Source organism: Bacillus norwichensis, assembly GCF_014836955.1.
Lineage (GTDB): Bacteria > Bacillota > Bacilli > Bacillales > Bacillaceae_C > Siminovitchia > Siminovitchia norwichensis.
In genome coordinates this window covers 1-13,049 of record NZ_JACSPV010000069.1, presented here as the reverse complement: position 1 = coordinate 13,049, position 13,049 = coordinate 1, and the positions used below count along the sequence as shown (strand labels likewise).

At 42.9% G+C, this 13,049-nt stretch carries 14 protein-coding genes and 2 riboswitches; of the genes, 13 read left to right on the top strand and 1 reads right to left on the bottom strand.

Annotation, left to right across the window (positions count from 1 at the left end; all coding sequences use genetic code 11):
- The first annotated feature begins 135 nt into the window (after positions 1-135).
- From H9631_RS21380 to H9631_RS21335, 10 genes are read left to right on the top strand one after another with little or no spacing between them, the layout of a single operon-like run.
- Entirely contained in the window at positions 136-1,059 is a 924-nt protein-coding gene (locus tag H9631_RS21380; protein ID WP_191816358.1) for a hypothetical protein, read from the top strand.
- Between the two features lie 49 nt (positions 1,060-1,108).
- Positions 1,109-1,579 (top strand): BMC domain-containing protein, encoded by a 471-nt coding sequence (locus H9631_RS21375; protein ID WP_191816356.1) that lies wholly within the window; start codon positions 1,109-1,111, stop codon positions 1,577-1,579.
- Between the two features lie 28 nt (positions 1,580-1,607).
- Positions 1,608-1,889 (top strand): BMC domain-containing protein, encoded by a 282-nt coding sequence (locus H9631_RS21370; protein ID WP_160706963.1) that lies wholly within the window; start codon positions 1,608-1,610, stop codon positions 1,887-1,889.
- A gap of 2 nt (positions 1,890-1,891) precedes the next feature.
- The gene (locus H9631_RS21365; protein ID WP_191816354.1) at positions 1,892-2,710 is read left to right on the top strand and encodes a hypothetical protein; all 819 of its coding nucleotides are present in this window, start codon (positions 1,892-1,894) and stop codon (positions 2,708-2,710) included.
- Complete coding sequence (locus tag H9631_RS21360) at positions 2,667-2,924, top strand: EutN/CcmL family microcompartment protein (RefSeq protein WP_263600722.1); 258 nt, start codon at positions 2,667-2,669, stop codon at positions 2,922-2,924. Before H9631_RS21365 ends, H9631_RS21360 begins: the two co-directional genes overlap by 44 nt.
- Positions 2,925-2,950: 26 nt before the next feature.
- Positions 2,951-4,762 (top strand): adenine deaminase, encoded by a 1,812-nt coding sequence (locus H9631_RS21355; protein WP_191816352.1) that lies wholly within the window; start codon positions 2,951-2,953, stop codon positions 4,760-4,762.
- Positions 4,763-4,778: 16 nt separating this feature from the next.
- Complete coding sequence (locus H9631_RS21350) at positions 4,779-5,462, top strand: cyclase family protein (RefSeq protein ID WP_160706959.1); 684 nt, start codon at positions 4,779-4,781, stop codon at positions 5,460-5,462.
- 25 nt (positions 5,463-5,487) lie between these two features.
- Positions 5,488-6,108: an urea carboxylase-associated family protein gene (locus H9631_RS21345; RefSeq protein WP_318246849.1), complete on the top strand. Its 621-nt coding sequence runs from the start codon at positions 5,488-5,490 to the stop codon at positions 6,106-6,108.
- Positions 6,109-7,248, top strand: a complete 1,140-nt coding sequence (locus tag H9631_RS21340; RefSeq protein WP_191816350.1) for a M20 family metallopeptidase — start codon at positions 6,109-6,111, stop codon at positions 7,246-7,248. It abuts the gene before it with no gap.
- 27 nt (positions 7,249-7,275) lie between these two features.
- Positions 7,276-8,616 (top strand): 5'-deoxyadenosine deaminase, encoded by a 1,341-nt coding sequence (locus H9631_RS21335; protein ID WP_191816348.1) that lies wholly within the window; start codon positions 7,276-7,278, stop codon positions 8,614-8,616.
- Between the two features lie 186 nt (positions 8,617-8,802).
- Here the strand turns inward: H9631_RS21335 and H9631_RS21330 are convergent, their stop codons facing one another.
- On the bottom strand, positions 8,803-9,336 hold the full coding sequence (locus H9631_RS21330; protein ID WP_191816346.1) for a hypothetical protein: 534 nt from the start codon (positions 9,334-9,336) through the stop codon (positions 8,803-8,805).
- A gap of 412 nt (positions 9,337-9,748) precedes the next feature.
- Positions 9,749-9,853: riboswitch (glycine riboswitch) on the top strand.
- A 3-nt stretch (positions 9,854-9,856) separates the two neighbouring features.
- Positions 9,857-9,935: riboswitch (glycine riboswitch) on the top strand.
- Positions 9,936-10,173: 238 nt separating this feature from the next.
- Between H9631_RS21330 and glyA the strand changes: the two genes are divergently transcribed.
- Genes glyA through sdaAA form a run of 3 tightly spaced genes read left to right on the top strand, consistent with a single transcriptional unit; the run spans position 10,174 to position 12,835 of the window.
- Positions 10,174-11,424: a serine hydroxymethyltransferase gene (gene glyA / locus H9631_RS21325; RefSeq protein ID WP_191816344.1), complete on the top strand. Its 1,251-nt coding sequence runs from the start codon at positions 10,174-10,176 to the stop codon at positions 11,422-11,424.
- Between the two features lie 16 nt (positions 11,425-11,440).
- Positions 11,441-11,935 (top strand): serine dehydratase beta chain, encoded by a 495-nt coding sequence (locus tag H9631_RS21320; protein ID WP_191816342.1) that lies wholly within the window; start codon positions 11,441-11,443, stop codon positions 11,933-11,935.
- Positions 11,936-11,941: 6 nt separating this feature from the next.
- The gene (sdaAA, locus tag H9631_RS21315) at positions 11,942-12,835 is read left to right on the top strand and encodes an L-serine ammonia-lyase, iron-sulfur-dependent, subunit alpha (RefSeq protein ID WP_191816341.1); all 894 of its coding nucleotides are present in this window, start codon (positions 11,942-11,944) and stop codon (positions 12,833-12,835) included.
- Positions 12,836-13,049: the final 214 nt, after the last annotated feature.

Genomic DNA, 13,049 nt, shown 5'->3' with positions numbered 1-13,049 from the left:
CCCTTTTTAAAAAATAGGAATAGAGGGCTTACTTAAGTATTGCTTTCTAGCGGAAATAATTTTCATACAAAATTTATTGAGGGATAAAATATGGGCTCAAATTCGCCAAGGCGCATTTATAAGGAGGTGTGAAATTTGTCGGATGTGATGAAGCAGGTAGTACAGGAAGTCCTCCAAGGGAATAAAACCATTATGACCAATAGAATGAATCAAAAGAATAATACGCCTGCCAACATATCTCTCAGTGAGATTAAAAGGCCTAACTATCAACAGCTAAAACAAGAGCAAAGGCTTTCCGTACTGGAAGAATCTAAGATGAATAAAAAAGCTGCAGTTCAAAAACATCCACATGGATTATCAGATAAACATTTTAATGAGGAGTCTATTTCAAGGCTCAGGTCAATTTCCATGGCACAAGGTAAGGTATCAAGAAAAAGCGCTGAATCAGCACGAGGCAATCACAAGCAAGCGAGGTCTGCCAAAATCATCGGGCATACAAGAAACGGCGGCTGTGTCTGGTTTTTCCCGACTCTTTCACAGAAACTGATGGGAAGTTTCCAGCGACCATTAAATAGGGTGGCGATAGGTGCAGTAAAAATACCGGAATGTCTGCCCAGTTACCTTTTGCTGGTCAATGAAATCATTCGTGACAACCAGGACATCAAGTTTTACATATCATGGGAAAGAAGCGGTGATGTACCTTTTACTGCGGAATTTTATGATGATGATGTCGACAGACTTGAAAGGGTCATGAATGAAATTTACCAAAAGCTTAACAGGCGTGCTCTAAAACAGTTGGAATCATATACAGTCATGTCTCCAAGTCCCTGGTTGACGAAACAGCTCAATATTAGCCTCTCGGTTGATGCGATTGCCATCTTGGAAGGGGTACCGCATTATACCAGTATTCTGTTGCTAGATTCCTTGCTGAAAAACTTTGAGAATACTGAAATAGACTATGAAATTGCAGAAAAGTACTTGTTGTTGAAAGGAAATTATCATGTCATTTCTGAGCTTGTTGTGGAGCTGAAGAAAGAGGCAGGGAGGCTGACAAGCTGATAAGTGCAGACAAGTAGACAGCAAAAGTCCAGAAAGGAGGATGGGGTGATTGTTTGCATTAGGACTCATTGAGACTGTGGGTTATACGACAGCGGTTTCGGCAGCAGACGCTGCAGTAAAGGCGGCAGATGTGGAGATTGTTGGTATGGAAAAGGTGATCGGAGTCAGTGGATATGTTGGGGTAACCATACATCTTTCCGGCGATGTCGCAGCCGTCAAGTCAGCTGTGGATGCAGGCAGAAAGCAGGGAGAATTGATCGGAAAGATTATTTCAACAGATGTTATTCCAAGAGCTCACTCAGAAGTAAGCCAAAAGTTGTTGAGTAAATTCTTAATTAGAGAAAGCACTGAAAAGGAATCTCAAGGTAAAGCCCGGCCTCCAGCTGAATCGAAAAAGAAAATAAGTAAATCTACAGGAAGCTCAAAATCAAGCAAGGTCCAGTCAAAAGATAAAGATACAGTCAGTGAAGCTGATGCAAAGGGTAACGCTGAAAAAGGGGACGGAGAAAAGAAAGCGTGAATAAATTTAAATATAGGAGGTTTTTCATATGGGTGGAGAAGCTTTAGGATTGGTGGAAACAAAGGGGCTGGTAGGTGCTGTTGAAGCAGCAGATGCGATGGTAAAGGCGGCAAACGTAGAAATTTGCGGTTATGAAAAAGTAGGATTCGGACTTGTAACAGTTATGGTGCGAGGGGATGTAGGTGCGGTCAAAGCTGCGACGGATGCAGGTGCGGACGCAGCAAGCCGCGTAGGGGAGCTAATTAGTGTCCATGTTATTCCAAGACCGCACAGCGAGGTTGAGCGTGCGCTTCTTTCAAAAGGTGAATAAACGTGTTTGCTAACCGGCAAAGCGCTTTGGCAGAGTCGACTTTGCAGGAGTTGTTATGCAGAAATATGAGCAGCATTGCGAGGCGCCCTAAAACAGTGCTTGCTCTCCTTTTCTATCATATGAAAGGGATAGATGAGGGCTTAAAAGATTTAAAAGAATTGAAGAAGAGTTACGGCAGACATTTAAGAATCCAAGTATGCCCCGATCAGGCGGTTCTTGATCAGTTAAATCTTTCAGTCCTTGCCTGCAAGGCGGGAGTCGATGATTGGATCTCATTGGAGGAGGCAGAAAGGCGGAAAGAGAAAGTGGACTATTTTTACATTCCGGTCTTGCCTTTTTCTATAGTATCGGATTTATTAAATTTCAATGATAAACAGGCTCCTATCAGACTCTTATTATGGGCATTGATGAGTGGAAAGAAAGTTAGTGCAAACTCTGCCGGGGCAGATCCTTACCATTTTATATGGAAGGAAGCGGGGTTGAACCAAGGATCTCCTTTTTTAAAACATGAAATGAAAAAACAACTTCAGCGGCTGGGAGGCTTTGGGATTCAGTTGATCAAAAACGCTGAACAGCTTCAAACATATTTCAAATCGGCCGCTTTGAAAAAAGACAAACAGGTCATAACTGCTGAAATGATTAAACGGCATGCAGAAGCAGGGGAACGGCTCATTCCGGTGGGGGGACAGGGAATAATCATCACACCGTTGGCACGAGATGTTGCGCAGGAATATCAAATTGAAATCAGCGAAGAAAGGGCGGGAGAACTCTATGGAAATGGGAATCGTAGTTGGGAGAGTCACAGCAACCAGAAAAGATGAAAGATTAGTAGGGACAAAGTTACTGGTTACGCAGCCAATCGGCCTAGATGGTATCCCATTGGATTCTCAGCCCGTTATTACCGTTGATACAGTCGGAGCAGGAATCGGCGAAAAAGTTATCTTTGTCAAGGGAAGTATGGCATCAAGGGCCATTCATAACAAGGAAGCTCCTGTGGATGCAGCAATAGTAGGAATTATAGATAGTTTGGAATGAGAGAGGAGAAGGGTGGAGAGTGAAATATGAAGGCTGAAAATATAAAGAAGGCTGTTCAGTATCGAAAACTGATCGACGTCCTCCTGGATTCCAACCAGTATGCGGATATTGTCCTAAAGGACGGTTATGTGATCAATACGGTCACAAGGGAAATATATGAAGCAGATGTGGCAATAAAAGGCGAGTACATACTGATGGTTGGAGACGCTAGCGCTTTGATTGGCAGCAGGACGAAAGTTGAAGCTGTTAAAGGAAAGTTTATATCGCCTGGTTTTATTGATTCACACATGCACTTTGAGAGCGCGATGTTAACTTGTACGGAATTTTCGCGTTTATCCATACCTACAGGTACCACTACTATCGTAGCTGACCCGCATGAAATTGGGAACGTGTTGGGAGTACACGGGATGCAGGAAATGATTAAGGAAGCCAAGACCTTGCCAAATCAGATTTATTTTACCGTGCCTTGTGCTGTACCGGATGCTCCTGGGCTTGAGACCGCTGGCTTTGATGTGAATTCCTCCCACATGGAAGAGCTGCTAAATGATTCTTATGTTCAGGGAATCGGAGAGATTCAAAGCTTTAGTAATATCGGACCAGTTTATGAGAATGCACCTGAACTGATCGATGATCTCGTTGCAGCTGTATCCTATGCTGAAAGTATTGGCAAAACGGTTGAAGGAAATGCTCCAGCTTTATTTGGAAAAGAGTTGGCTGCGCATATCATCAGCGGAGGCGGACACGTATCATGCCATGAAACAACAACAAAAGAAGAAATGGTGGAAAAGCTTCGTTATGGAGTCAGTGTGTTTATGAGGGAAGGCTCTTCCCAAAGAAATATGGCCGAATGTATCCGGGCCATCACTGAAGAAGGGATGGATTCAAGACGTGCGATCCTTGTCTCGGATGATATGGTTCCGGAGGATTTGCTGAAGGACGGTCATATGAATGACATTATTAGACGCACAATCGCTCAGGGAGTAGACCCGGTCGAAGCTATCCAAATGGGAACAATCAATCCGGCAACTCACTTTGGATTTAAGGATGTCGGAATCTTAGCTCCAGGGAAGCGTGCTAATATTGCGATTATCAGCAACTTGAATGAAATGATCATTGACCAGGTTTATCTCAGCGGAAGTCTGGCAGCGGAAAGAGGCCAATTGACGATTGACCTTGGTTCATATACTTATCCGGAAAGTGTTAAAAAGTCTGTTAAAAGAGGGCATGTCAAAGTGGAAGACCTTCACATTAAAGCGAATGGAAGCCGTGCCCGTGTTCGTTCAATCGTTGCTATTCCGTTCCAAAACTTGACAAGTGCGCAGGAATTTAATCTGAATGTTTCCGGCGGTGTTGTCCAACCATGCCTTCAACAGGATGTTCTTCCACTCATTGTTGTTGAAAGACATGGAAGGACAGGGAATATTGGAAAAGCATTTTTGAATGGCTTTAATCTTCAAAGTGGGGCAATCGCGGAAAGTGTGGCTCATGATACACACAATATTATTGTTACAGGCACAAATTATGAAGACATGGTAACGGCCGTAAACAGGGTCATCTCGATGGATGGAGGAATCGCGATGATTAAGGACGGAAAAGTAGTCGGAGACCTTCCGTTGAGGGTTGGAGGCCTAATTACGGATGAATTGAGCGGACAAGAAGTGAGTGAAAAAATCACAGAACTGACAAAGCTGGCGGAATCCGAGCTGGGATGCGGGATACCTGTACCATTCATGCATCTGTCCTTCTGGTCACTTGTCACAAGCCCGGAATGGAAGATTACGGATATGGGGTTAATCGATGTAGATAAATTTGAAGTACTTTCCCCGATTGTGGAATAGAAAGGAGGCAGCTGAAATGGGGATTAGACTGGTTGACCTTTCACAGGAAATTTATCAGGGGATGCCGATATTTCCACTGCACCAGCCCACACATATTTGGCAGAACATTTCCCATGAAGAGAGTTTGAAAAAAATCGGTTTTGAATTTGCCACAAACAATATTCTGATTAACGAACATGGCGGTACACATACTGATGCAACGTACGAATTCGATCCAAACGGTAAATATATAAATGATATGCCCCTTGAATATTATTATGGTCCTGCTGTCTGTCTGGATGTGTCGCATGTATCCCCGGATGGCTATATCACGCCAAGTGATCTCGAGTCAGCATTACAAAAATCACAGCAAGTTCTTGAAAAAGGAGATATTGTCCTTTTATATACGGGTCATTATAATCGGAAATTTGGAACAGATGAGTGGCTGATTCGTTATACAGGTTTAAATTACGAAGGGGCTAAATGGCTTGCTGAAAGAGGTGTGGTCAATATTGGCATTGATTCCCCCTCTGTTGACAATCCGAAGGATGACCGGTATTCAGGCCACCTGGTTTGCCGAGAGTATGGAATATCCAATACGGAAAACCTTATCAACCTAGATCAGGTTGCTGGAATGCGTTTCCTATATTTCGGTTTACCACTTAAGATTAGGGAAGGGACAGGATCGCCAATCAGAGCGGTGGCTTTATTTATCGATTAAACAACTAAGGAAGAGGTGTTTTTAGGTGGTGAATTCAGCGCAGGAACGAATCAGGGAAGAAATAATTATCCCACCGTATGAAGGCAGAGGAGCATTGCTAAAACCAGGAGAAGAACTGATTATCATTGATATGGAAGGAAAGCAGGTCGGCGATTTTGTTTGTTTCAACAGAAACGATCCAAAGGAATTTGTTTCACCTGTTCATATGAGAGCTTCCCTTAGCAGTATTCGCTTGAAGCCAGGGGATGTTTTATACAGTAACAGACGCCGCCCACTAATGGCATTTGTTGAAGATACAGTCGGAAAACATGATTTCTTTTTCCCTGCATGTGACTATTACCGCTATAAAATTGACTTTGGCATGGAAGACCATCCTAACTGTCATGATAACTTGAATAAAGCACTAAGGGAGTTCGGCTTAGGAAATGAACCGGTCCCTGATCCAATCAACTTATTTATGAACAATGTATTGGATGATCAAGGGGATTATGAAATCCATGAACCGTTGTCCAAGCCCGGGGACTATGTACGTCTAATGGCACTTGAAGAGGTTGTCATTGCCTGCTCAACATGCTCTCAAGATATGGCTCCCGTAAATGGATTTAAAGTTACCTCCCTTAAAATGCAAATTGTGGGGGCGAATTGAATGGATGCGGTCCGCTTTTTACAGCAAATGATTCAAATTGACAGTTCCAACCCACCCGGAAATGAAGATAAAATATCGAAGCTGCTGGCTGAAAGATGCGAAACTGCTGGCATCCCCTACAAGATAACTCAAATTGACGCCGGAAGAAGCAATTTTGAAATCCGCTTAAAAGGGGAAGGCGATGGTAAATTAGTCTTTTGCGGGCATATGGATACGGTGTTGCCGGGAGAGCAGCCGTGGATGTATTCTCCTTTTTCCGGTGAAATAGTGGAAGAAAAGCTCTATGGACGCGGTGCATCCGATATGAAAAGCGGACTTGCTGCCATGTACCTTGCTGTTGAAGCTTTGTTTAAGGAAAGAAGAAAGCTCTCAAAGGAAATTGTTTTTCTGGCGACTGCCGGTGAAGAAGTGGATAGCTGCGGAGCTCGGACATATTTGGAAGGACAGGCGATGGAAAATGTGGAGGCTTTAGTAATTGGTGAACCAACTAATGAAAAAGTCGTCATTGGGCATAAAGGCGCCTTATGGATAGAAATTGTCACTCTAGGAAAAACAGCGCACGGTTCCATGCCAGATAAGGGGATCAATGCAGTAGAATGGATGAGTAAAGTAATCAGTATGCTGGATAGTTTAAAGAAAAAGTGGCAAATATCCGCTGAACCACTTGGAGAAAGCAGTTTAGCAGTAACAAAAATTAATGGAGGAGTCCAAACGAATGTCATTCCTGACCGCTGCAGCATGTCCGTGGATATTAGATCTGTTCCTCCTCTATCCCATCGGCAGCTACTCACTGAAATCAGAAACAATTTAAATGAACTGTTTTCAGCAGATGAGGCACCAGACTTTTTGGTTCAACTACAATTGGATCGGCCAGCTATTTTAACAGATGAATCGGACAGGCTCATACGCTTAGCAATAGATTTGAAAAAACAGCACTCAGTGCAGGGAGTATCCTATTATACGGATGCAGCGGTATTGAATCCCGATAGCCGAATCCCAACTCTCATTTATGGGCCTGGCGATGAGGCCCTCGCCCATCAGCCGAATGAATACGTCGATATTCGTGCATATTTAAGGTCTTTTGACTTTTATAAAGAATTGGCAGTGAAATTTTCAAAAGAAGCAAGCACGGCTTTGTAATCAATAAAGAGAGAGAGGTAAAAGTGCATGCCCAGCATACTGATTAAAAATGCGCAAATTATAACGATGAACGCTCAGGAGGAGGTTATCCAAGGTGATCTGCTAATTGTGGATGATAAAATTGAACGTATTGGAAAAGAGCTGGGAAATCAAGCGGACCGAGTCATTGATGCGACAGGTAAAACCGTTATCCCTGGTTTTATCCAAACGCATATTCACCTTTGCCAAACATTGTTTCGAGGGCAAGCCGATGACCTCGAATTGATGGACTGGCTTCAAAAAAGGATTTGGCCGTTGGAAGCATCACATGACGAAGAGTCAAGCTACTATTCAGCAATGCTGGGTTTGGGGGAGTTGATCCAAAGCGGCACAACAACTATTGTGGACATGGAAACTGTCAACTACACTCATTCTGCTTTTCTGGCGATGGCCGAAAGCGGTATGCGTTGCCTGGCAGGAAAAGTGATGATGGATATGGGGGACGATGTCCCTAACCTCTTGCTGGAGGATACGACAAAGTCGATCCAGCAGAGCGTTGACCTGCTGGAAAAATGGAATCAACATGATGGCGGTCGAATTCAGTACGCTTTTTGCCCAAGATTTGTTGTTTCTTGTACTGAAGAACTGTTGACAGAAGTGCGTGATCTTTCCAGCTTTTATGATGTAAAAGTGCACACACATGCGTCGGAAAACAGGAAGGAAATCGAAATTGTTGAACAGCAAAGAGGAATGAGAAATATCGTTTATCTTGATCATATTGGTCTTGCAAACAAAAAGTTGATTTTGGCACATTGTGTCTGGCTGGACGATGAAGAAAAACGGATCATAAAGGAGCGCGGCATTAAGGTGAGTCATTGTCCGAGCTCCAATATGAAACTTGCTTCGGGAATAGCAGATGTGCCCGACATGCTTGATTTGCAGGCTCACATCAGTCTCGGAGCGGATGGAGCCCCCTGTAATAACAATCTTGATATGTTCAATGAAATGAGGATGGCTTCACTCATTCAAAAGCCAATTCATGGACCAACGATCATGGATGCTCGAACGATATTCAGAATGGCAACTATTGGTGGTGCAAGAGCTGTCGGGCTAGAAGATCAGATAGGAAGCATTGAAGTCGGAAAGAAAGCGGATGTTGCCATTCTTGATTTGAACAAATTCCATACGTTCCCATCAGCCGAAGTTGATCCGGTTTCCAGAATCGTCTATTCTGCGACAAGGGCGGATGTGGATTCAACGATTATTAATGGAAAAATCGTTATGGAAAAAGGAACTGTCCAAACGGTTGATCAAGACGTAGTACTCCGCGAATCGAATAAGTCAATCAAACGTCTAATCAAGCGGATTCCAGAGATTGTAAAAGTATAAAAGAAAGATAGAAGAAAACTCATATCTTCTTGGCGAGAAGTCACCATTCAATCGTGGTGGATGAATTGCCTTTTCCTTTTTTGCCCGCACTGTTTGGTAGAAATGATCAAAAAACAGCAGAATTCTCTATGAAACATCGGATAAACAAGTGACTACGGTGCGGTGGAGAAGTTTACGTGCATCCTGCTAATCAAATAAAATATTTTCAATAAACTCAGACTCATTTTTATAAATTTTGTACATAAAGTACATCAATACAGTAATAGCAAAAAGGGTGGACGACTCACTGATGTTATTTTCCATGAGTATTGTTGTCTTAAAGGTAAAGTCATTCGCTTTAATGGTAGCGATATGTGTTTGATCTACTTTTATTTCAAGGTTCTGGCTCCAATTTTCTTCAATTCGTATATTTTGGCTCTCGATGTTACCCTCAACACAAAAAGAGAGCAGACTATTACCCGCTTTATCTTTAAGAGTATAGGTTTTCTCTTCTGTCTGAATAACATATGTAGCAACAAAGAAATTTTTGATACTGCGTTTTTTTATGCCGAGCAAAATAGGGGAGCCACCGTCAACGGTAAATGAAAAAACATGCCCTTTCTCACAGCCGGAAATATTTGCCTGCTCGATGGTACCGATTCGCTCCTTTTCTTCATTTTCAACTGTGAGAACCTTTCCTTTTGTCATGAATGAAACATCTTTGAATTGATATAAATTCAATATCTTCACCCCTTATGACAATAAGTATATCAAATGAAGGCAATATACGGGGATGGCCAAAACGGATAATGAGGAATTGAAGGCTGTTCTGCTGGAAGTAAGGGGAGGCGGTTCGACCCGCCTGATTTGATCAAAGCTATATGCAATCCTCAAATCCAGAGCTAGCGAAAGAAGATATAGATGGATTGATGAAAGATCAGGGTTTGACCAACCCTGATGGCGTTGGAGATGACACGATTTCCCAAACTCCCAGGATGGACTGAATTACTTGGTAAATGACGAAAGAGCACACTTGTTATAGCCAATGAAACAGATACGGATTTTGAATCGGAATAGAACCACTTTGTCTTTAATATACTTATTGACAATTTTGAAAAAACAAGATATATTATTGAAAATGGAATATTTGCGAATGACGAATGTGGGAGAGACTAAACTATTTGTTTAGCACCGAAGGAGCAAGTCCCAAAAAAACCATGGGATCCAATCTCTCAGGTAAAAGTACCGCATTTGGACGCGTCTCTGGAGAGAGCCTTTTCAAGGCCACCCAAGGGGAATACTTCGTGATTGAAGTTAAACTCTCAGGTAACAGGACAGAGGAAGGTAGATTTATATCTATCTTTCCCCTGTCCTTTTTGTGTTTTTTAACTTCATTGAGCCAAAAGTCTCCTTTCAGTGGAGTTTCAAACCCGACTGAATAAGGTTAAAGCCATCGGCGGATGCCATAGATTTTTAGAGTGAATTATCGAGTGGAGCTCGATAAATTCTGAGCGTAAATACGCCAAGGCGCATGTGATAGACAGGGGGCTGGATAGGAAAAAAAGGGAGGAAGAATCAATGAGTTTGTCTAATGCAGATGTTGAGATTTTCCAGGCAATTGAGAAAGAACGGAAAAGACAGGACCAATCACTTGAGTTGATTGCATCTGAAAATTTTGTCAGTGAAGATGTGATGGAGGCTATGGGCTCTGTTTTAACGAACAAATATGCCGAAGGATACCCCGGAAGACGTTATTATGGCGGATGCGAGTATGTGGATGTTGTGGAGAATTTGGCTATTGATCGTTTGAAAGAATTGTTCGGTGCCGAGTATGCGAATGTTCAACCTCATTCTGGAGCACAGGCAAATACAGCTGTCTTTTTCTCATTGCTAAAACCCGGCGATAAAATCATGGGAATGAACTTGTCGCATGGCGGCCATTTGACCCACGGAAGCCCAGTCAACATGTCTGGTAAATGGTTTGAAGTGGTTTCCTATGGAGTGAGAGAAGATACTCATTTGATTGATTATGATGAAGTGGAAGAAACAGCTCTTCGGGAACGTCCCCAATTGATTATTGCGGGGGCAAGCGCTTATCCACGGATCATTGATTTTCCTAGATTCAAAGAGATTGCTGATAAAATTGGTGCTTTTTTTCTTGTTGATATGGCACATATTGCGGGTCTCGTTGCTGCTGGCCTTCATCCTTCTCCAATTCCATATGCGGATGTCGTGACAAGTACGACTCATAAGACGTTGCGGGGGCCGCGAGGTGGAATTGTTTTAACTAACAGCGAAGAAATCATTAAAGGTGTCAATAAAGCTATTTTTCCAGGTATTCAAGGAGGGCCCCTCATGCATGTAATTGCAGCGAAGGCTGTAGCTTTCAAGGAAGCTCTTAACCCGAGTTTTGCTTCATACTCATCTCAAGTTGTGAGGAATGCATCTCGACTTGCAGAGTCTTTAAAGAAGGCTGGAGCAGCCATTGTTTCCGACGGAACGGATAATCATCTTCTATTGGTAGATGTAAGGCCATGGGGGCTGACTGGAAAGGAAGCAGAGCGTTTATTGGAAGAAGCCGGCATGACTGTTAATAAAAACACGATTCCCTATGATCCGGAAAGTCCTTTTGTCACAAGCGGCATTCGAATTGGAACGGCTGCGCTGACTTCTCGTGGGATGGAAGAAAGCGACATGGAGGTCATTGCTGCCAATATTGCTGATATTTTAAAGAACAAAGGTGATTCCGCAGTCAAAGAAAAAGTTCAGAAAAGTATTAGGGAACTATGTGATTCGTATCCTCTTTATCATAAATTATTGGTCAGATAAATATGGAGGCGTTTAGATGGTTTTTAACAGTTGCTTCGATATAATCGGCCCCATTATGGTTGGGCCGTCCAGCTCTCATACAGCAGGGGTTGTGTCAATTGGGAAATTTGGGCATGACTTATTTGGAGAGATCCCGGAATCAGTGAAAATCACTTTTTTCGATTCTTTTTCAGAAACTTACCAGGGCCACGGAACGGATAAAGCCATCTTGGGCGGCTTATTGGGATTTGGAACTGATAACCCTGGAATCAAGCATGCTTTTGAATTGGCAGAGCAGGAAAAAATGGAGGTTTCTTTTCAGTTAGAAGAAAGCTGTCCATATTATGAACATCCCAACACGCTGTTATTAAAAATGAAGAACAGGTTCAATTCAATTGAAATTGGAGGCGTTTCCCTTGGCGGTGGTGTCTCGAAAATTTTTCGGATTAATGGACGGACAGCAGAAATATTTTTAAATTCCAAGGTGAATATTGAGTCTGTAAGACAAAGTTATCTTCAGGATTGGAGATGAATAAAGATGACATTTCATACCATTGAAGAATTGCTCCAACTATGTCGGGAAAAAGAAATGACAATAGGAGAGCTGATGATAGAGTCTGAAAAAGAAAAAACAGGAAAAAGCAGTGCTGAAATTTTCGATATGATGAAAGAGCGTCTTTTTAAAATGAAAGAGGCAATTGAATGTGGAGTCACTGATCCATCCCTATCTCCGAGCGGTATTTCAGGCGGAGATGCGTATTTGATGCAAAAGTACAAAGAAAAAGGGAATTACCTGACGAGCAGCTTGATGATCGATGCAATGAAATATGCATTTGCCACCTCTGAAACGAACGCAAAAATGGGTGTTATTGTCGCTACACCTACCGCAGGGGCGGCTGGAGTATTGCCCGGATGTATTTTTGCTTTGGAAGAAAATACCGATATTCCTTTTGATCAGCTTGTGATGGGATTGTTCACAGCAAGATCTGTAGGATATGTGATCGCCAACCGTGCGTTTATTTCCGGAGCTGCTGGAGGTTGCCAGGCTGAAGTCGGATCAGCGACAGCTATGGCCTCGGCGGCAATTGTAGAAATGAGGGGAGGAACATCGGAACAAGCTGCACATGCAGGAGCAATGGCCCTTAAATCGATGCTAGGGCTAGTGTGCGATCCAGTGGCAGGACTCGTAGAGGTACCTTGTATAAAGCGGAACGTGATCGGTACCTCAATTGCCTTTACATCCGCTGATATGGCCTTTGCTGGATTGGAAAGTCGAATTCCCTTTGACGAAGTCATTGGAGCTATGTACGACATTGGAAGAAATATGCCGCGCACACTAAAAGAGACAGCCCTTGGAGGACTTGCAGTAACACCGACTGGGGAAAGGATAAAGGAGAAAGTCTTGGGAAAGCCGTGTCTGAAAAGGGCTTAAGCGGGGCTGATGTTGGAGGAACGTGTCTAAGAAGGTTCACTTCATTCAGTAGAAGTCTCCTACTTCCGTCAGTGGTGAAATGCATATCGGTATTCCATTCAGTATGGTTTCAAATCCCGGCTAGATAATGTTAAAGCCCACAGATTTTCAGAGGAAACAATCGGGCGACGTTTCTCGTCGCCACCGTCTAGAATGAAAACTGATTCTTACCTTA